The 19,196-nt window shown below is 71.4% G+C and carries 21 protein-coding genes; 10 read left to right on the forward strand and 11 right to left on the reverse strand.

Annotated elements, in window-relative coordinates; genetic code table 11:
* The first annotated feature begins 36 nt into the window (after positions 1-36).
* Genes GT755_RS27355 through GT755_RS27365 form a run of 3 tightly spaced genes read left to right on the forward strand, consistent with a single transcriptional unit; the run spans position 37 to position 5,008 of the window.
* Positions 37-3,060, forward strand: coding sequence for an ATP-binding protein (locus GT755_RS27355; protein ID WP_161482481.1), 3,024 nt, complete (start codon positions 37-39; stop codon positions 3,058-3,060).
* Positions 3,061-3,069: 9 nt separating this feature from the next.
* Positions 3,070-4,311 (forward strand): MurT ligase domain-containing protein, encoded by a 1,242-nt coding sequence (locus GT755_RS27360; RefSeq protein WP_161482482.1) that lies wholly within the window; start codon positions 3,070-3,072, stop codon positions 4,309-4,311.
* Entirely contained in the window at positions 4,301-5,008 is a 708-nt protein-coding gene (locus tag GT755_RS27365; RefSeq protein ID WP_161482483.1) for a type 1 glutamine amidotransferase, read from the forward strand. The genes GT755_RS27360 and GT755_RS27365 overlap by 11 nt, the downstream gene beginning before the upstream one ends.
* Here GT755_RS27365 and GT755_RS27370 read toward each other — a convergent pair.
* Together GT755_RS27370 and GT755_RS27375 are read right to left on the reverse strand one after the other, a co-directional pair.
* Complete coding sequence (locus GT755_RS27370; RefSeq protein ID WP_161482484.1) at positions 4,998-6,413, reverse strand: WD40 repeat domain-containing protein; 1,416 nt, start codon at positions 6,411-6,413, stop codon at positions 4,998-5,000. The two genes, GT755_RS27365 and GT755_RS27370, sit on opposite strands and share 11 nt — an antisense overlap.
* A 172-nt stretch (positions 6,414-6,585) precedes the next feature.
* A complete protein-coding gene (locus GT755_RS27375) occupies positions 6,586-6,948 on the reverse strand; it encodes a DsrE family protein (protein ID WP_030451609.1) in 363 nt (120 codons plus the stop codon).
* A gap of 34 nt (positions 6,949-6,982) precedes the next feature.
* Between GT755_RS27375 and GT755_RS27380 the strand changes: the two genes are divergently transcribed.
* From GT755_RS27380 to GT755_RS27400, 5 genes are all read left to right on the forward strand, one after another.
* The gene (locus tag GT755_RS27380) at positions 6,983-7,465 is read left to right on the forward strand and encodes an FABP family protein (RefSeq protein ID WP_030451608.1); all 483 of its coding nucleotides are present in this window, start codon (positions 6,983-6,985) and stop codon (positions 7,463-7,465) included.
* Between the two features lie 11 nt (positions 7,466-7,476).
* Complete coding sequence (locus tag GT755_RS27385) at positions 7,477-7,767, forward strand: DUF2470 domain-containing protein (protein ID WP_161482485.1); 291 nt, start codon at positions 7,477-7,479, stop codon at positions 7,765-7,767.
* A 283-nt stretch (positions 7,768-8,050) separates the two neighbouring features.
* Positions 8,051-8,461 carry a Fur family transcriptional regulator gene (locus GT755_RS27390; RefSeq protein WP_030451606.1) on the forward strand — a complete coding sequence of 137 codons (411 nt, stop codon included), beginning with the start codon at positions 8,051-8,053 and terminating at the stop codon, positions 8,459-8,461.
* Positions 8,462-8,481: 20 nt separating this feature from the next.
* Positions 8,482-9,510, forward strand: a complete 1,029-nt coding sequence (gene ygfZ / locus GT755_RS27395; protein ID WP_161482486.1) for a CAF17-like 4Fe-4S cluster assembly/insertion protein YgfZ — start codon at positions 8,482-8,484, stop codon at positions 9,508-9,510.
* Positions 9,511-9,526: 16 nt separating this feature from the next.
* Positions 9,527-10,984: a M48 family metallopeptidase gene (locus GT755_RS27400; protein WP_161482487.1), complete on the forward strand. Its 1,458-nt coding sequence runs from the start codon at positions 9,527-9,529 to the stop codon at positions 10,982-10,984.
* A gap of 4 nt (positions 10,985-10,988) precedes the next feature.
* Here the strand turns inward: GT755_RS27400 and dtd are convergent, their stop codons facing one another.
* On the reverse strand, positions 10,989-11,414 hold the full coding sequence (gene dtd, locus GT755_RS27405) for a D-aminoacyl-tRNA deacylase (protein WP_161482488.1): 426 nt from the start codon (positions 11,412-11,414) through the stop codon (positions 10,989-10,991).
* Positions 11,415-11,447: 33 nt separating this feature from the next.
* On the opposite strand from dtd, the gene GT755_RS27410 reads away from it, so the two are divergent.
* On the forward strand, positions 11,448-12,356 hold the full coding sequence (locus GT755_RS27410; RefSeq protein WP_161482489.1) for an asparaginase: 909 nt from the start codon (positions 11,448-11,450) through the stop codon (positions 12,354-12,356).
* Here GT755_RS27410 and GT755_RS27415 read toward each other — a convergent pair.
* Positions 12,343-13,917 (reverse strand): DUF2207 domain-containing protein, encoded by a 1,575-nt coding sequence (locus GT755_RS27415; RefSeq protein ID WP_202610565.1) that lies wholly within the window; start codon positions 13,915-13,917, stop codon positions 12,343-12,345. The genes GT755_RS27410 and GT755_RS27415 overlap by 14 nt on opposite strands.
* A gap of 38 nt (positions 13,918-13,955) precedes the next feature.
* Here GT755_RS27415 and GT755_RS27420 point away from each other — a divergent pair, with 38 nt between their 5' ends.
* On the forward strand, positions 13,956-14,927 hold the full coding sequence (locus GT755_RS27420) for a magnesium transporter CorA family protein (protein WP_161482490.1): 972 nt from the start codon (positions 13,956-13,958) through the stop codon (positions 14,925-14,927).
* A gap of 13 nt (positions 14,928-14,940) precedes the next feature.
* Here the strand turns inward: GT755_RS27420 and GT755_RS27425 are convergent, their stop codons facing one another.
* The 7 genes from GT755_RS27425 to GT755_RS27455 form a co-directional block, all read right to left on the reverse strand.
* Positions 14,941-15,279 carry a DUF2516 family protein gene (locus GT755_RS27425; protein WP_030451599.1) on the reverse strand — a complete coding sequence of 113 codons (339 nt, stop codon included), beginning with the start codon at positions 15,277-15,279 and terminating at the stop codon, positions 14,941-14,943.
* A gap of 125 nt (positions 15,280-15,404) precedes the next feature.
* Positions 15,405-15,791, reverse strand: coding sequence for a hypothetical protein (locus GT755_RS27430; RefSeq protein WP_161482491.1), 387 nt, complete (start codon positions 15,789-15,791; stop codon positions 15,405-15,407).
* Entirely contained in the window at positions 15,788-16,228 is a 441-nt protein-coding gene (locus GT755_RS27435) for a helix-turn-helix domain-containing protein (protein WP_161482492.1), read from the reverse strand. The genes GT755_RS27430 and GT755_RS27435 overlap by 4 nt, the downstream gene beginning before the upstream one ends.
* 60 nt (positions 16,229-16,288) lie before the next feature.
* Entirely contained in the window at positions 16,289-17,188 is a 900-nt protein-coding gene (locus GT755_RS27440; protein WP_161482493.1) for a M56 family metallopeptidase, read from the reverse strand.
* Positions 17,185-17,541 carry a BlaI/MecI/CopY family transcriptional regulator gene (locus tag GT755_RS27445; protein WP_081898316.1) on the reverse strand — a complete coding sequence of 119 codons (357 nt, stop codon included), beginning with the start codon at positions 17,539-17,541 and terminating at the stop codon, positions 17,185-17,187. Before GT755_RS27445 ends, GT755_RS27440 begins: the two co-directional genes overlap by 4 nt.
* A 56-nt stretch (positions 17,542-17,597) precedes the next feature.
* A complete protein-coding gene (locus GT755_RS27450; protein ID WP_161482494.1) occupies positions 17,598-18,380 on the reverse strand; it encodes a class I SAM-dependent methyltransferase in 783 nt (260 codons plus the stop codon).
* Positions 18,377-19,114 (reverse strand): SDR family NAD(P)-dependent oxidoreductase, encoded by a 738-nt coding sequence (locus GT755_RS27455; protein ID WP_161482495.1) that lies wholly within the window; start codon positions 19,112-19,114, stop codon positions 18,377-18,379. The genes GT755_RS27450 and GT755_RS27455 overlap by 4 nt, the downstream gene beginning before the upstream one ends.
* Positions 19,115-19,196 lie beyond the last annotated feature (82 nt).

The raw sequence follows: 19,196 nt of genomic DNA on the forward strand, positions 1-19,196 counted from the left end.
GCAAAGGACCGTGAAAGCCTGGCAGAGAGGGGTCTCATGCAACCGTTCCCCCTGAGCGGGCCGTGGTATCGGATCCAGGCGATCACCGCTCCGTCCCGCACGTCGTCGGCCGAGTGGGACTTCGTGAACGTGCTGCCCGCCGTGCTGTCCGCCGCGCAACGCGACCGGCCCTTCGTCATCGGCTGGTTGTCCCGGGGCTCCGGGGCGCCGCTCGAACTGATCACCAACGCCGGGCCGCTGACCCCGCCGCGCGCTCCGCGCAGGGCGGCCGTCGCGGCGATCGAGGTGGTGCCGACCGGGCCGCAGCCGCTGCTGTTCCCCGGCGGCGCGCGGGGCGTCGAGATCGGCGACGACTGGCTCGCCGACCTCGCCGATCTGGTGTGGACGCCCTGTCCGGGCCGCCAGGCCCCGCCGCTCAACGGGCGGCGCGAGCCGGAGCCCGACGAGCCCAAGCAGCCGACCCTGTTCGAGTCGACCCTGACGACGCTGATGTCGCGCCCGTTCGGCTGGGTCGTCGTCGCCGAGCCGACCGACCTGCTCGACCAGGAGGTCGGCCACCTCCGCACCCAGCTCAACGTGCTCCGCCAGTACGGCGACGCCTCCGAGCGCTCCCGCTACGACGCCGAACGCGCCGAGCGCCGCATGCAGGAACTCGACGCCTTCCGCGAGGCGGGCCTGTGGAACGTGCGCGTCCTGGCGGGCGCGGCGGGCCCTGAGGAACTGCGCCAGATCGCGCCCGTCCTGGTGGGCTCGGTGGAGATGAGCCACCACCCCTACCGGCTGCGCAGCGCGATGGCGGGCCCGGCCCGGCCGAGCGCCCAGGAGCCCGTCTACAGCTTCACCGAGGCCCTCAACGTCAACTTCCAGGACCCGACCGACAGCGCCGCCGCCCCCTTCGCCGCCACCGCGGGCGCGCTCGCGGCCCTGGCCGGGCTGCCCCGGCGCGAGGTCCCGGGCGTGCGGGTCCTCGACACCGGCTTCTTCGACGTCACGAGTGAGGCCGACTCGACCGGCGGCGACATGCTCGACCTGGGCGCGATCGTCGACGGCCAGGACCGGGCGGTGGGCACCTTCCGGGTCCCGCTGGCGACCCTGAACCGGCACGCCTTCGTCACCGGCGCGACCGGGTCGGGCAAGTCCCAGACCGTCCGCCACCTGCTCGAACAGCTCACCAAGGCGGGCATACCGTGGCTGGCCATCGAACCGGCCAAGTCCGAGTACGCCGCCATGGCCGGCCGCCTCGAAGGCCAGGCCCCGCTGACCGTGATCAACCCGTCGGCCCCCGACGCCGTGCCGTTCAGCGTCAACCCGCTGGCCCCCGAGCCCGGCTACCCGGTGCAGGCCCACATCGACATGGTCCGGGCCCTGTTCATGGCCGCCTTCGACGCCGAGGAACCGTTCCCGCAGATCATGTCCCTGGCCCTCCAGCGGGTCTACGAGGCCAACGGCTGGGACGTCGTCACCGGCGGCGGCATCCCGGGCGCGGCCGTCCAGCCGCAGGTGCCGACCCTCGAACAGCTCCAGCAGCACGCCCTGGAGGTCATCGAGGAGATCGGCTACGGCAACGAGGTGCAGGCCGACGTCGAGGGCTTCATCTCGTTGCGCCTGCGGTCGCTGCGGGTCGGCTCGGCCGGGCGGTTCTTCGAGGGCGGCCACCCCGCCGACATCGGCGGCCTGCTCCAGCGCAACGTGGTGCTCGCGATCGAGGACGTCGCCAACGACGAGGACAAGGCGTTCCTCATGGGCACCCTCATCATCCGCATCGTCGAGCACCTGCGGATGCGCGCCCGCCAGCAGAAGTCGACCGGCCTCCAGCACGTCATCGTGATCGAGGAGGCCCACCGGCTGCTGCGCGACCGCGGGGCCCAGCGGGCCTCCACCCACGCGGTCGAGCTGCTCGCGGGCATGCTGGCCGAGATCCGCGCCTACGGCGAGGGCATCGTGGTGGCCGAGCAGATCCCCACCAAGCTGGTCTCCGACGTCGTCAAGAACACCGCGCTCAAGGTCGTGCACCGGCTGCCGGCCGAAGACGACCGGTTCCTCGTCGGGGCGGCGATGAACCTGTCGGAGGAGCAGTCGCGTCAGGTGGTCTCGCTCCAGCCGGGCTTCGCGGCGGTCTTCGCCGACGGCATGGACCGGCCGCTGCGCATCCAGGTGCCGCTGGGGGAGGACCGCGAGCGCGTGCTCCAGTCACCGGCGCCGCCGATCAAGGGGCGTCGGTCGGCCGCCTGCGGGCGCGAGTGCCGTACCGGAAAGGCCTGCACGCTCTTCGAGGTCCGCGAAGCGGACCTGCTCGCCGTCGCGCCCGAGTGGGCGTGGCTGCGGATCTGGACCGACACCGTCATCCTGTCGTTCGTCGCCAACCGGTCGCTGCCGGGCGTGCCGCGCATCCTGGCCGACATCTGGTCGGAGCTCCCGCCGCGCCGCCGAGAGTGTCTGCTGGCCACGCTGGTGGAGCGCAGCGTCGCCCGCCGGGCCTGGTCGCTGCGCACCTGGTTCGACCCGACCCTGCTCACCGAGAAGGCCGCCGAGGTCGCGGCCGGGCTGCTGGCCGGCTCGCCCGCCGGCGACAAGCCCGGCCCGGCGTGGGTGATCCCGCAGATGCGCTGGCTCCACGAGGTCGACCGGCTGTTCCCCTACGGCCACCCGGCGCCCAACCTGCGCAGCCCGGCCCCGGCGATGGAATACGCCCTCTTCGGTACGGACCCCTCCGGCCGCCCCTACCTGCACGCCGGGGTCAACGGCGGCGGGCTCGCCGTGGAGACCAGGACCGAACTGCTCGGCCACCGGGCCAAGGCGCTACGCCACCATCCGCTGTCGATGGAGGTCGACCGCAACCGCCCGCTGGCCTGGCGGGTCATCCTCGGCGACGACGAGCACGAGGGCATCCAGCGCGACATCGCCACCGTCGCGGTCGGCGTCGAACCCCGGGAGCGCATCCGGCACGTCGCCCACACGATGGGGGCGGCGTGGCTGGAGACGGTACTCTCCTGGCCGCGCCGGTTCGTTCTCCCGTTCGACGGCGACGCCCCTGCCGAGCTGTCCTTCACCGACCCTTAGGATCACTGCATGAGTCAGTTGCCGTTGCGCGCTCAGCTCGCCAGCGCGCTCGGACGAACCGCCGCGACGCTCTCCCGGGCGACCGGGCGCGGCGACGGGTCCGTGATCGGCGGGCGGGTGGGCCTGCTGCTGGAGCCCGACCTCCTGCGCAAACTCGCCCACGAGAAGAAGCTCGCACTGGTCAGCGCCACCAACGGCAAGACCACGACGACCCGCCTGATCGCCTCGGCGCTCCAGGAGCTCGGCGAGGTCGCCACCAACGCCTTCGGCGCCAACATGCCCGCCGGCCACGTCTCGGCCCTGTCGTCCAACAAGGCCGCCCCCTACGGCGTGCTGGAGGTCGACGAGAAGTACCTCCCCGAGGTGCTCGACACGACCGAGGCCGGCGTCGTGGTGCTGATGAACCTCAGCCGCGACCAGATGGACCGTGCGGCCGAGATCTGGCTGCTGGCCCAGAAGTGGCGCCGCGCCCTGGCCGGACGGCCCGCCCACGTGATCGCCAACTGCGACGACCCGCTCGTCACCTGGGGCGCCTCCACGGCCGCCCGGGTGACCTGGGTCGCCGGCGGCCAGCGCTGGCACGAGGACTCGTGGTGCTGCCCCGAGTGCGGCGGCCCGCTCGACCGTGCCGAGGGCATCGTCAACGCCGACTGGGCCTGCCGCGAGTGCACCTTCAGCCGGCCCGAGCCCAACTGGATCCTCGACGGCGAAGACGCGATCGACCCCTACGGCCACCGCTGGCGGCTCGACCTCCAGCTCCCCGGCACCGCCAACCGCTCCAACGCGGTCGTCGCCCTGGCCACCGCCGCCGCGTTCGGCCTCGAACCGCAGCGTGCGCTGCCGAGGCTGCGCGAGGTCAAGTCGGTCGCCGGCCGCTACACCACCGTCGAGCGCGACGGCCGCGTGATGAAGCTGCTGCTGGCCAAGAACCCGGCCGGCTGGCTGGAGGCCTTCGACGTCACCCGCCCCGACCGCCCGATCGTGTTGTCGGTCAACGCCCAGGGGCCCGACGGCCGCGACACCTCGTGGTTGTGGGACGTCGACTACCGCATCCTCGCGGGCCGCCACGTCTACGTGACCGGCGAGCGCCGCCTCGACCTGGCCCTCCGGCTCGACGTCGCCGGGGTCGGCTTCATCCTGGTCGACGACTTCAGCCAGGCGGTGTCGGCGCTCCCGCCGGGAGACATCGACGTCATCGCCAACTACACCGCGTTCCAGTCGATCCGGACGGAGTTCGGCCGTGCAGTCTAGCCTCCGCATCGTCTGGATCTACCCCGACCTGCTTTCGACCTACGGCGACCAGGGCAACGTGCTCGTGCTCGAACAGCGGGCCCGCCGCCGGGGCATCCCCGTCGAGGTCGTCCACGTCCGCTCCTCCGACCCGGTGCCCGAGCAGGGCGACATCTACCTGATCGGCGGCGGCGAAGACCGGCCCCAGATCCTCGGCGCCGAGCGCCTGCGCCGCGACGGCGGCCTCCACCGGGCCATCCAGCGGGGCGCGTCGCTGCTGGCGGTGTGCGCCGGCTACCAGATCATGGGCTCGGTGTTCGGCGGCGAGGAGGGCCAGCCGGTGCCCGGCATCGGCCTGCTCGACATCAGCTCGGGCCGCGGCGAGCGCCGCTCGGTCGGCGAACTGGCCGCCGAGGTCGACCCGTCGCTGGGCCTGCCGACCCTGACCGGCTTCGAGAACCACATGGGTGTGACCCGGCTCGGCCCGGGGGTCACCCCGCTGTCGCGCACCCTCGTCGGCACCGGCAACGGCGACGGCACCGAGGGCTGCTTCGCCGGCAAGATCATCGGTACGTACCTGCACGGCCCGGCCCTGGCCCGCAACCCGGCCCTGGCCGACCTGCTGCTCCGCTGGGCCGCCGGCCCGCTGCCCGCGATGGACGACAGCTGGTACGAACGCCTCAGGAACGAACGCCTGGGCGCGGTGCTCAAGCCGTAGGGCCGAGGTCGAACCGCCAGACGTAGCCGTCCCAGGTCCCGGCGAACAGGTAGGTCCGGCCCTCGTGGGTCGCGACCGCGAACCCCTCGGGACCGGAGGTCGGCCCCTCCGCCGGTGGGCCGACCTGTTTTGCGGTGGTCAGGTCCCATTCACGCAGGGTGCCGTCGTCGGCGCCGGAGAACCCGATCGTGGTCCCCCCGGCGACGGCCAGCGCGACACACTTGACCGGGTTCGGCAGCCGCTCGCCCAGCAGGTGGCCGATGGGCTGCCGCTCCGACAGGTCCCAGAGCCGGGTGGTGCCGTCTTCGGCGGCCGACAGGGCGATGGGCCGCCGGTCCGCGTGGCCCATCGTGAGGTTCCAGATCGTGCCGTCGTGGCCGCCGATGGGCACACCCGTGGGGCTGGGCTCGGTGAGATCCCACCGGCGCACCAGCCGGTCGTCGCCGCCCGACAACGCGGTCGGCTTCCCGGCCACCTCGCCCACCGCGATGGCCTTGGGCGACATGGCCAGCGGCTGCCCGACCACCTCGCCCTCGGGGGCGGACGCGGCCAGGTCCCAGCGGCGGATCGTCAGGTCGTCGCCCGCCGTGAACGCCCAGGGCCGCCCGGCGATCGTCGTGACGCCCAGGGCGTTGATCCCGCCCGACTCCTTCCCGGCGTTCAGCACCCGGCCCTGCCCCGAGGCCAGATCCCACATCCGCACGGTCCCGTCGGCCGACCCGGTCACCCCGGTGGCCCGGCCGCCCACGTCGGCGATCTTCGCCGCGAACACGGCCCGGGTGTGCCCGGTGAGCACCGCGCCGATCCGTTCGCCGCTCACGAGGTCGCGCAGGTGCACCGTGCCGTTCTGGCAGCCGTAGAGGACGACCGGCCTGCCGCCGAGCACGCCGTGGGCGACCGACCAGACGGCGCCGTTCCCGCCGGACAGCGGCCCCCCGAACATGACGCCCGTCCTGGGCCCGGGTTCGCCGCTCAGCAGACGAGGGGTCACCACGGCGGCGGCGGCCACGACGGCGACCGAGGAGAGCGAGATGAGCACGGCCCGCCGTGACCTCAGGATCCCGCCGAGCCGGCCGGGAGACCTCTCGTCGTGCTCTGGTCGCTCGCCGGTGACCGGCGCGGGGGTGTGCATGTCCCCATGGCTCGATCGTTCTTCCACGGTCGGCGCGGTGATACCCGTGTCCGCGTGGTCCGATTGCCCTCCCGCGACGGGCGCAGGAACGCCCATACCGGAGATTTCGTGATCTGGGCCGCGCGGAGGCGTGGTCGTGGCGGCGTCGGCGGTGAGCCACAGGCGGTGGAACTCCGCTGTGTCGCCGCCCAGGGACTCCACGATCAGTTCCAGGGCGCCCCAGCGGGGGAGGCGTTCGCAGAGGATGACCGTGCGGGCCGACGTGTGGCTCATTCCGGTCTGCTTGGCGAGTTCGCGGTAGCTCGGTTTCCCGGCTATGCGATAACGCTCCTGAAGGAGTAACCGTAATTCGGCCAGTGGATCGCCGGATGTCATTTATTCGTCCCGTCCCGGAATAAGGGGACCTGCCGCGCTCAGGCCGAAGCCTAATGACACCCGCGCCGTGTTAGTAGACCAGCGCCTGAACGCCTTCCTGGGTGATCTCCTCGACGAATGTCGGCGCACCGGCGATGCGGATTCCGTCGATCACGTCGTCGAGCGTGATGCCGCGCCGGGCCGCGCACTGGGTGCACAACGTCACCCGCCCGCCGGCCAGGACCGCGGCCAGCAGGTCTTCGAGGGGAGCCGCCTCGGCGAGCTTGAACTCCTCGGCCCGGCCGGGCAGGGCGAACCACGACGACTCGCCGGTCAGCCACAGCGACACCCCGACCCCGCTGACGATCGCCGCCCCGGCGACGTTGAAGGCCTGGTTGCACCGCTCGGGGGCGTCGCTGCCCGCGGTCACTTTGATCACCAGTTGGCGTGCCATGCCCGCAGCCTAAACCCGCACTAGCCTTGACGGCATGGACGTACATCCCGATCTTGAGCCGATCGCGTTCCTGCTGGGCCACTGGGAGGGTGCCGGGGTCATCGGCTACCCGACGATGGAGAGCGCCAACTTCGGCCAGGAGATCATCTTCGAACACAACGGCAAGCCGTTCCTCAGCTACCGCAGCCGCACCTGGCTGCTCGACCAGCAGGGCGAGAAGGTCCGCCCCCTCGCGAGCGAGTCCGGTTTCTGGCGCGTCCAGCCGGAACGCCAGGTCGAGGTCATGTTGTCCCACCCGACCGGGATCATCGAGATCTACGTCGGCGAGGTCGTCTTCCACAAGATCGAGCTGATCACCGACGTCGTCGCGCGCACGGTCACCTCGAAGGACTACTCGGCCGGCAAGCGCCTCTACGGCCTGGTCAACGGCAATCTCATGTACGCCTACGAGATGGCCGCCGTCGGCCTCCCGCTGCAGGACCACGCCTCGGCGGAGCTCAAGAAGGTCGCCGACTAGGATCGGGCGCCATGAGCACCCCGCTGACCCCAGACGCGGTCGAAGCGATCAAGAAGCACATGAACGACGACCACGCGGACGACGCGCTGCTGATCGTGCGGGCCCTCGGCGGAAAGCCCGGCGCCACCTCGGCCCGCACGACCGGCGTCGACGCCGAGGCCATCCATTTTGAGGCCGACGGCGAGCCGGTCACGGTGAAGTGGTCCACGCCCATCACAGAGCGGGCGCAGGTGCGCAAAGAAGTCGTCGTGCTCTACCGGCGGGCGTGCGAGATCCTCGGCGTGGAGGCACGCGGGCATTGAGAAACCCCGGGCACCTTCCGCTCGGTTGAGCGGGCCGGCTGGACCAATGGGAGAGGGTCTGCACCCTGCACCCGCCGGCTGCCCGGGGTTCCGGTGTCTGCCTGGATCTGCGCTCTGACGCGCCGACCCGGAGCTGGTCCGGATCGGTTGTCCTAGCGGACAGCCACCTCGCTAGCCCAATCATGACTAATCATTATTCGGACCACCTCCTTTCTGCGTGCTTCGTACGCTAGGCGCTCTTCTCGGGGGTGGGCAAGTCAATATCGGGCCGTAGGATTTCGTCATGACCGACACCTGGCACGACGAGCTCCGGGCCCGCGGCTACCGGGTCACTCCGCAGCGCCAGCTCGTCCTCGAGGCGGTCAGCGCGCTCACCCACGCCACTCCCGAGGAGATCTGCGCCAAGGTCCAGGAGACCGCGCGCGGGGTGAACATCTCGACCGTCTACCGCACCCTCGAACTGCTCGAGGAGCTCGGCCTCGTCACCCACACCCACCTCGGGCACGGCGCGCCGACCTACCACCTGGCCGCCGACGCCGACCACGTCCACCTGGTCTGCCGCAGCTGCGGGCAGATCATCGAGGCGCCTCCCGAGTTGGTCGGCGACATGGTGGCCCGGCTCGACCGCGACATGGGCTTCCAGACCGACGTCCACCATCTGACGATCTTCGGGCGGTGCCGCGACTGCCGTTGAGCGGGCTTAGCCTGAGAGGTATGCGCAGCCCTTTGCTCGACGTCTCCGGAGCCGTCCCCGGATCGTCGCCCGACGACACCGTCGCGGCCCACTACGGCGACCCCTACGGCGAACAGCGCGCCCTGGCGGCCGGCCGGGCCGTGGTCGACCGGAGCAACCGTCCCGTGATCACCGTGTCCGGGCCCGACCGGTTGAGCTGGCTCAACAGCCTCAGCTCCCAGAAGCTCGACGACCTGCCCCCCGGAGTCTGGACGCAGACGCTGTTCCTCGACCCGCAGGGGCGGCTCGAACACCACCTCCACCTGCGTGACGACGGCGAGACGACCTGGATCCACGTCGAGCCCGGCACCTCCGAAGCCCTGGTGACCTGGCTGGAGAAGATGCGGTTCATGCTCCGCGTCGAGATCGCCGACGTGTCGGCCGACTGGGCGGTGATCTCGGGCCTCCCCGGTGACGACCGGCTGATCCCGCGTTCGGAGCTCGCCGCGCAGGGGCCGCTGGCGGGGATCTGGGCCTACGAGGCGCTGCGCATCGAAGCCCACATCCCCCGCTACGGCTTCGACACCGACCACAAGTCGATCCCCCACGAGCTGGGACTGATCGAGAGCGCCGTCCACCTGAAGAAGGGCTGCTACCGGGGCCAGGAGACGGTCGCCCGCGTCCACAACCTGGGCCACCCGCCGCGCCGGCTGGTCTTCCTGCACCTCGACGGCAGCGTCGACGAACTCCCGCCCCACGGCACCCCGGTGACGCTCGGCGTGAGCACCCCCCTTGAGGCCGACCCCGAGGCGGCGGTCGAGGGTTCGGCGACCCCGGGCCAGATCGGCTTCGTGGGCTCCTCGGCCCGCCACCACGAGCTGGGGCCGATCGCCCTCGCGGTGGTCAAGCGCACCGTCCCGGTCGACATCGACCTGGTGGCCGGCCACGTGGCGGCCAAACAGGAAGTGATCGTCCCCCAGGACGCCGGCCGCAACGTCCAGGTCGACCCGGAACTGCGCAGGCAGGCCGCGATGATGGCCCGCGACCGGAAGCGCCCGAATCTGATGTAGGCACTAGCCTGCTCGCGTGGGACGCGCGCTGGTGTCGATCGTGATGTTGTGCGGCCTGGTGGGCGTGGCGGCCGCGCAGCTCACCGGGTTCGTCGTGCTGTTACGGGCGATCCCGCCGGGGAGGGTCTCGCCCGTCGGCTTCGTCATCCTCGTGCTGGTCATGTTCGGCTGGGCCGGCTGCCTCGTGTGGGCGCTGGGGGGCGGGTTGTGGCGGGCACTGCGGTGGCGGGACGATCGGTCGACCGGCCCGGCCCTGGACGCCGATCAGGCTCCGGGGTTGTGGGAGCTGGCTCGGGAGGTGGCCGCGGAGGCCGGCACCCGCCCGCCACACGAGATCCGGCTCATGCCGGAGATCGATTTCCGGTACGCCCACACCTTCCTGCGCGGCCGCCGCACGCTGTTCATCGGCCTGCCGCTGTTCCAGACGATGACGGTCGGCCAGGTTCGGTTCGGGCTCGCGCATCACATGGAACATTTCGCCGCCGGTCACACCCGGTGGTTCGCGGTCGCCCACCGGTGCCGTGTGGCCATCACCGGCACGGCCGAGACCTTGGGGCCCACGAACCCGGCGGGGTGGGCGTTCCGCGCCTACGCCCTGCTGTATGTGGTGATCGACCGCGTCGCCTGCCGTCGATGGGAGTTCCGCGCCGATGCCGTCGGTGTGCGGGTGGCCGGGTCGGCCGACGCGATCGACGCGATGCACGAGGTCTGGGCGGTCAGCGACGCATGGAACTTCTTCCACGACTTCCACCTACAGCCGGGCCTGGAGGCGGGCTACCTGCCCGACGACCTGTTCGGGGGTTTCGCCGAGTTCGTGGTCGCGCGAGAAGACGAGGTCGACGCCCTGCGCGCCAAGCCGCTCCCCGCGAACACGTCACGGTGGGATCCCCATCCCTCGTCGGCCACCCGGGCCGCGCGGTTTGCGCAGTCCCTCGTCGTGCCGGACGGACGGCCCGCCACGTCGCTGATCCTCGACCTGGCCGCCGCCCAGGCGGCGCTGCGGGCCACCGAACTGGAGGTCACCCGGGCGGCGTTGCGGGCCCTCGGCAGGGAACTCGAAGACGGCATGGTCCTGGACTGGCCCGAGTTCACCCATGCGGCCACCGCCGCGCGGCTCCAGCGCGAGGCCGACGCGATCCTCCAGACCATCGGGCTCACCGGGCCGGGGCTGCCCCAGGTGCTGCGCATGCTCGAAGACGGCCGCCTCGACGACCTCGCGCGACCGCTGTTCCCGGAGGCCGCGCCGGGCGAGCTGCCCGACCTGTTCCTGACCCCGCTGGAGATGCTGCTGAACCTGGCCGCCGTCCACGCCGGTCAGGCCACGTTCCGGCATTCGTGGAGCGAACCGGCCGAACTGGTCACCTCTGACGGCGGCCCCTTCGACCTGACCAAGGTGGCCGAACAAGCGATCACCGATCCGCGTGGGGCCACCGCCGAACTGGCCGCGCTCGGCATCGGGATCTGGCGGGCCTGACCGGTCAGACGTCGATGACCAGGGTGATCGGGCCGTCGTTGACCAGGGCGACCTTCATGTCGGCGCCGAAGCGGCCGGTCTCCACCCGCGCACCCAGCCTGCGAAGTTCGTCGACGACCGCGACCACCAGCGGCTCGGCCACCGGGCCCGGGGCCGCGGCCTGCCAGGTCGGGCGGCGGCCCTTCCTCGTGTCGCCGTAGAGGGTGAACTGGCTGATCACGAGCAGGGGTGCGGCGATGTCGGAGCAGGACTTCTCGCCGTCGAGGATGCGCAGTCCCCACAGTTTCGCGGCCAGTTTGGCGGCCTCGGCCGGGCCGTCGGTGTGGGTCACCCCCACCAACACCATCAGGCCGGGCTCGTCGATCGCGCCGACCACCGTCCCGTCGACCGTCACCGATGCCTGACTCACTCGTTGCACCACCGCGCGCATGGCGGGATTCTGCCATGCCCTACAGTCGACGGCATGTCCGAATTGCTGGTCGAGGTGGTTCGCTCCGGGTTCGTGGAGTCGGTCCACCGCGCCCGGGTCGTCGCCGTCGACGCCGAGGGTTCCCCCGTCCTGGTCCATGGCGACGTGCAGGCGCCCGCCTCGCCCCGATCCTCGATGAAGCCGCTGCAGGCGGCCGGCATGCTGCACGCCGGGCTCGACCTCGACGGCGAGCTGCTGGCGCTGGCCTGCGGGAGTCACGCGGGGGAGCCGATCCATGTCGAGGGCGCGCGCCGGATCCTGCGCGCGGCGGGGGTCGACGAGAGCGCCCTGCGGTGCCCGGAGGACTACCCCGACGACCGGTCGTCGCTCGACTTCGGCCGCGTCTACATGAACTGCTCCGGCAAGCACTCGGCGATGCTGGCCACCTGCGCGGTCAACGACTGGCCGACCGAGGGTTACCTCGACCCGACCCACCCGCTGCAGAAGTCGATCCGGACCACCGTCGAGGAGCTCACCTCCGAGCGCATCGCCGCCACCGGCGTCGACGGTTGCGGGGCCCCGCTGTTCTACGTGTCGATGGTCGGGGTCGTGCGGGCCTTCCGGCGGATCGTCACCGCCGCCGAGGGCTCGAAGGAGCGCCGGATCGCCGACGCCATGCGCGCCCACCCCGAATACACCAGCGGCACGACGCGGCCCGAGGCGGTGCTGATGAGGAGCGTGCCGGGGCTGATGCTGAAGGCGGGCGCGGAGGCGTTCGACGCGTTCGCGCTGGCCGACGGGCGGGCCGCCGCCGTGAAGATCGTCGACGGCGGCCAGCGGGCCAGGGTCGCGGTCACCGCCCATGTCCTGAGGGCGCTGGGCGAGGACGTGCCCGGCGACCTGGTGCCGCCGATCAAGGGCGGCGGGCGGCCCGTGGGCGAGCTGCGGGTCAGAACGACCTGAACTGGCGGGCCGCCGAGATCGCGCCCGACGTGGTCATCACGAACGTGCGCATCGAGTCGGCGAACTTCGACAGGTCCCACTCGGCGGGGCCGTGGTACCAGTACAGGTTGTCGCCCTCGGTCGTGATCGTCGACACGACACGGGCCCACCGGTCGACGCTGTCGAAGATCACCGCGTACGGCAGGTAGCGGCTGAACAGCTCGACCCGCTGGCCCTCCGGCAGCCCGTTCACGTCGCCCGAGATGAGGAACTGGCGGAAGCCCAGCGTGTGGGCGAGCGCGGCGGCGCCCTTGGCGGTCTTGGCCGGCATGTACTGCCCGCCGACCGTCAGGGCCGCCCCGGCGATGATCACCGCCAGGCCGACCAGGCCGTAGGTGGTCTGCCAGGCCAGCACGACCGTGCCGGCCAGGCCCACCAGGGTCAGCAGGACGCCCAGGACAGTCCAGCGCGACCGCACCGAGTCGGGCCGCCGGGCGAACCAGCCCTGCTTGACGACGTCGCGGTAGAGGGCGTCGCGCACCCGGGCCAGACCGGCCGAGAAGCCGCCGTGGAGCTGGGAGAGCAGGATGTCGTCGCGCAGGTCGAACATGGCGTCGTACAGGGCGCGTTCGTAGGGGAGCAGGGCCTGCACAGGGGCCTTGGGCAGCTTCACGAGGAGCCAGTCGGGGGCGTCGTAGGGGCCGCGTGGTTGTTCGTCGATGCGCAGGTAGCCGCGTACCGCCAGGTCCACGATGGTGGCCGTCACGTCGATCACGTCGGCCTGTTCGTCGATGAGGGTGCCGATCTGGCCGGGCCGCACCCCGTCGGGCGGGGCGAAGCGGCCGTCTTCGAGGGGGGCGTACATGCCCGACTCCGATTCGACCACCCGGGCATCGCGGCCGCGTGAGCGGTAGAGGCCGTAGAGGCCGCCGAGCAGCAGGACCAGCAGGGCGACCAGCGAGCCGCCGGTCCACACGTCGACGGTGAAGGCGGTGGCCAGGTCGAAGCGGCGCTCCAGGATCGGCTGCGCGCCGGTCGACCCGGCAGGGTAGGCGACCACGACCGTGAGCTGCTCGCCCTCGGCGAGGCCGGTCTGCTCGAAGGCGGCGTTCTCGGCCGACTCGTCCATGCTCGCGGCGGTGCAGCCGAGCGCCGAGGCGGCCGGTCCGGCGAAGCAGGCCAGGCTCTGGATCTGGCCGGGGCCGCGGACCGACACCGTCACGGCGTCGAGCGGCCCGCCGGCCGCGAACCAGCGCAGCTCCTCGGTGCCGTCGGGCAGCGGGGTGACCGCGCCGGTGACGTCGTACTCGACGGTCCCGGCGGCCGGTACGGTCAGCGTCTCGCCGTCGAGGGTCGCGCCCTTGACGTTGGTGATGCGGTAGATCCGGTCGGAGCCGTCGTCGTGGCGGGTCCGGGTGGTCACGGTACGGCTCAGCGGCCCGTCGGCCCGCTCGACCACGTGCAGCACCCCGTCGGGCCGCAACTGCATGGTCACCTCGCTCGTCCCGGCGGCACGGGCCGGCGCGGCGAACAGGACGATCAATAAGAGGGCCAGCCCTAACGGGCGTGCCAGAGATGTCATGACCCGTCACGATAGTGCCATCGGAGTACGCTGAGCCGGTGGCGCGCACCCGGCTCTACCGCAAGGGGAAACTCGAATCCGAGGGTTTCCCGATCGCCGACGTCTCCGACCACCTCGGCGAGCCCGACGTGACGGTCTGGTTCGACCTGTGCACCCCGACGCGCGCCGACCTCGACGCGATCAGCGAGGAGCTGGGCCTCCACCCGCTGGCCATCGAAGACGCCCTCCACGCGAACCAGCGCCCCAAGCTCGACGTCTACGACACCCACATGTTCCTGAACGTCTACGCCACCCACTTCGACCCGGACAACGGCCGCCTGGAGTCAATCGAGGCGTCGGCGTTCGTCACCGAACGGGCCCTGGTGACCGTGCGCACCAGCGAGGCCTTCTCGATCGACCAGGTGCAGCGCCGCTGGGACTCCGGCGGCGCCCTCGCCGAACACGGGGTGGCCTTCCTGCTGCACGGCCTGCTCGACTACGTCGTCGACAGCCACTTCGAGGTCGTGCAGGCCATGGACGAGGAGATCGAGAAGCTGGAGGAGGGCCTGTTCCAGGAGACCCTGCCGGGCCCCGGCGAGCAGCGCCGGACCTTCGAGCTGCGGAAGAGCCTGGTCAACCTGCGGCGGGTGGTCGCCCCGATGCGCGAGGTGGTCAACACCCTGTTCCGCCGCAACGACGTGATCCGCGACAGCTCCCTGGCGCCCTACTTCCAGGACGTCTACGACCACGCCGTACGCGCCGCAGAATGGACCGACTCGCTGCGCGACCTGGTGGGCAACATCCGCGAGGCGCACATGACCATGGCCAACAACAAAATGAACCTGATCATGAAGCGAGTGACGAGCTGGGCCGCGATCATCGCCGTGCCCACCATGATCACCGGCTTCTACGGCCAGAACGTGCCCTATCCGGGCTCGGGCCAGCCGTGGGGGTTCTGGACGTCGACGGGGCTCTGGGTGGTCGCCGCCATCGTCCTCTACACGCAGTTCAAGAAGCGGGACTGGCTCTGATCACGCCAGGGGATCACCAGGGGCCGTAGGGGCCCTGGTTGCCGCCACCGCCGCCCTTGTACTCGCTGACGGCCGGCTTCACGTCGGCCAGGTAGATGCCGGACGCGATCACCGAGGCGATGGTGAAGATGTTCAGCATGTTCAGCCCGCCGCCCATGTATCCGGCGGCGGAGGCGAGCGTGAAGATCGTGGCCAGGCCGGTGAAGAGCATCCACAGGTTCTTGTTGAGCTTGCCGGCGGCCTGGAAGGCGCGGGCGGGGGTGCGGATCGCGTGGATCAGGGCCCACACCGACATCCCGAACGCCGCGATGGCGAGGCCCAGGAAGATGAGGTCCAGTACGCCGTAGAGCATCGCTTCACTCCCGCGGGGTCAAGGTCGGAATGTCCACCAGCCTAGTGTCTGGTTTCCGTGGTGTGCAGGGCGAGAAAGCCGCGGCCCCGGTGGGGGATGTCCCACCGGGGCCGCGAACGGTTCCGCTACGACGCCTTCGTGGCGTTGGTCCGGCGGGCGGCCGGGCGCTTCGCCGGGGTGGTCGCCTTGGCGGCGACGGCGGGCTCGGCCGCCTCGGAGACCTCGGTGAGCTCCAGCGCGGCCTCGCCGCTGGCCTGGCTGACGACCTTGCGGCCGCGGTTCGCCATCTCCTCGTAGATGGCGTTCAGCCGCTCGGCGACGCTGTTGGCGTAGTCTTCGGCCTTGCCCTGCACCCGGCCGGCGTAGGCGAAGGCCTCCTCGCGGCGGGCCTGGAGGTTGATGACGCGGTCGGGGATCTCGCGCAGCTTCTCCACCGCGTAGTCGCCGGCCCCGGTCAGGGCGTAGAACGGCTTGGACTCAGTGATCTTCTTGACCTCGGTGGCGAGGGTCATGGCAGGTTGTACCCTTCTGACGTGGCGTGACCGTTAAGTGAGGCCGCATCGAGGGGCTCGGCCGGTTGCGTCGGCTGGGCCCCTTCCTTCTCCGCGGCCTTGTTCTCCTTGCGGAACGACTCGTATATGTCGACCAGAACCTGGCGCTGCCGTCCGGTGATCGTGACGTCGGCCCTGATGGCGGCCAGGACGTCGCTCTCGGGCTCGCGCTCGTCGATCAGACCGGCCTGCACGTAGAGCGCCTGGGACGAGATCCGCAGACCCTTGGCGATCTGGTTGAGGATCTCGGCACTCGGCTTGCGCACTCCCCGCTCGACCTGGCTGAGGTAAGGAAAGGACACCCCGGCCTGGGCCGCGAGCTGACGCAGCGAGATCTTCGCCTGCGTGCGCTGCTCGCGGATGTATTCACCGATCGAGCCGACCTTCGGGAGTTCCATGTCTCCCAGCTTGCCAGAGCGTGTATGCATTTGCAAACGCACTGGTTAACGATAGCTAACTCACTGGGGCAAGAACCACAAAAGGGGCGCTGTGGTCGTAAGCAGGGCAGCCCCGGCCACGATGCCGTAGCGGTACCGCTTGCGCATGGCCGGACCGGGCTGGACCAGCCGGTTCACCCGCGCCATCACGTTCTCGGCCCCCATGCCGAGCGCGCCGTGGGGTGTGGCGAACGCGCCGGCCGTGCCGAACCGCAGCAGCGCCGTGGCCAGCCGCTTCGGCGGCACCCGCAGCCGGGCGTGGTCGTCGGCGGCCATCTCGACCAGCAGCGCGACCGACGCGTTGGCGTCGCGCACCACCTTCGACCAGGGCAGCACCCAGCGCAGCGCGGCGAACGGCAGCAGCACCAGGTCGTGGCGCTCGCGCGCGTGGGCGTCTTCGTGGGCGAGCACGGCGGCCAGTTCGTCGCGGGAGAGCAGGCTCAGGGTGCCCTCGCTGATCACCACCTGCGACTTCAGCCCCGGCACGCAGTAGGCCGCGGCCCCGGGGTGGTCGACCACCCGTACACCCGGAACGGCCGGTTCGTCGCGGGCCACCAGCGACAGCAGCAGGCGGTGGCGGCGGCGGGCCTGGAGGGTCTGCGCCATGGCCACCACGACCACGGCCATCAGCACGGTCAGGAGCGCCAGCCCGGCGGCCAGCGCGCCCACCCGCTGCAAGCCGGAGGGCTCCCGCCAGTGGGTGACCAGATAGACCAGCCCGTGGATCACCCCGCGCCCCCACGGTTCGAGGGCGTAGGCCAGGAGCGCGCCGACGGAGGCCAGCCCCCACGTCAGGCCGAGGGCCTGCCACAGTGCGATGGCGGCCCGGGGGGCCCGCCAGGTCCAGCGGACGGACGTCATCCGCCACGCGGACACCGCGCAGACGGCGGCGAGCGCGGCGAGCGCGACGGCCGCGATCACTCCTCCTCCAGCTCCGTGAGAGCTTTTCGGAGCACGTCGGCCTCGGTGCCGGACACGGCCTGCGCGAACCTGGTCAGCGCGGCGGAACGGTCTCCCGTCATGTCGAGGGCCTCCAGCATCAGCTCGGCGATGTAGGCGTCACGGCTCGCGGCCGGTTCGTAGCGCCACGCACGGCCGTCGCGGACCCGCGTCAGGAAGCCCTTCCGGGTGAGCCGGTCGAGCACGGTCATGACGGTCGTCGGCGCCAGATCGCGATCGGCGATCAGCCGCCCCACCTCGCGGGCGGTCAACGGACCACCCTCCGCCCACAGAACGTCCATGATGCTGCGCTCAAGCTCGCCAAGACCCTTCACGACATTCAGCCTACCCGGCGTAGTACTACGTCTCGTAGAGGAGGGTGGGGTACACCTCAGCTTACAAGCGCCGACCAGGGCAGGGACAGCTCACCGAGTCGCCATCGGGCCGTTCCCCCGTAGGGGGCGGAGGTGTAGAGGGGCCAGATTTCCCTGAGCCGCCCGATCGACTGGATCCAGCGCTGCCGTGCCCCGTACGCCCCGAAAGGGGCGGACATCGCCCACGCGCGGTCCCAGTCGGTGAGGAAGGCGTGCACCTTCTCCCCGGGCACGTTCCGGTGGATCAGCGTCTTCGGCAGCCGTTCGGCCAGGTCGGAGGGCCGGTCGACGCCGCCGAACCGGGCCGCGAAGGTGAGCGTGCGCGGGCCGGTCCGGTCGAGGCCCACCCAGACGGCCCGGTGGCCGATCTCCGAGCAGGTGCCCTCGACGATCACCCCGCCGGGCTGGAGCCGCGAGGCCATCAGCTCCCAGTGCCGCCAGGCCTCGGCCTCGGGATACTGCCGCAGCACGTTGAAGGCCCGGATCACCAGCGGCGGCCGGCCGGGGATCTCGAAGCCGCCCCGGCGGAAGTCCAGGCCGGGCTTCCGGTACGCCGACGCCGCCGCCACCCGCTCGGGGTCGATCTCGACCCCCACGACCTCCAGGTCGCGCCGGACCCGCCGGAGCCGGGCGAACAGCTCCAGCGTGGTGACGGGGGAGGCGCCGTACCCGAGGTCGACCACCAGCGGGTCGGCGGCCGACCGCAGCAGCCCCTCGTGGACGGCGGCCAGCCATCGGTCGGCCCGCCGGAGCCGGTTGTGCCCGGTGGTGCCGCGGGTGATCGCCCCGACCGGTCTCACACGCGGTGGAGCTTGTGCTGGGCGGCCTGCGCCCGGGGGCGGATCACCAGGCGGTCGATGTTGACGTGGGCCGGACGGGTCACCGCGAACGCGATCACGTCGGCCACGTCGTCGGCGGTCAGGGGGTCGGGCACGCCCTGGTACACCTTCGCGGCCTTCTCGGCGTCGCCGCGGAAGCGGTTGAGCGAGAACTCCTCGGTCTCCACCATGCCGGGCGCGATCTCGATGATCCGGACCGGCTCACCGACGAGTTCCAGGCGCAGCGTCTCGGTCATGGAGGTCTGGCCGTGCTTGGCCGCGCAGTAGCCGCCGCCGCCCTCGTAGGAGACCAGCCCGGCGACCGAGGTCAGCATGACCAGCACGCCGTCGCCGCTGGAGACCAGCTTCGGCAGCAGCGCCTGGGTCATCCGGAGGGTGCCCAGCACGTTGACCTCGTACATCTGGCGCCAGTCGTCGAGCAGGCCGTAGGCGACCGGTTCGAGGCCGACCGCGCCGCCCGCGTTGTTGACCAGCACGTCGACCGTCGGCACGGCCGCGTTGAAGGCGTCGACGGACTCCTGCGAGGTGACGTCGAGGGTCATCGGGACGATTCCCGGGTGCTCGGCGGCCAGGTCGTCGAGCCGGTCGCGGCGGCGGGCCGCCGCCACCACCTGGAATCCCTCTTTCGCCAGCCTGCGGGCCGTCGCGGCGCCGATTCCGCTGCTGGCCCCCGTGACCACGGCTGTTTTCGTCATGGTCGCAATCCTAGTGAGAGCGGGAATCTTGGGCTGAGTGTCATGGTTAGTCGTTGTTTGGAGGTGGTTGCGGGTGCGACGG

The organism is Herbidospora solisilvae, assembly GCF_009901565.1.
Lineage (GTDB): Bacteria > Actinomycetota > Actinomycetes > Streptosporangiales > Streptosporangiaceae > Herbidospora > Herbidospora solisilvae.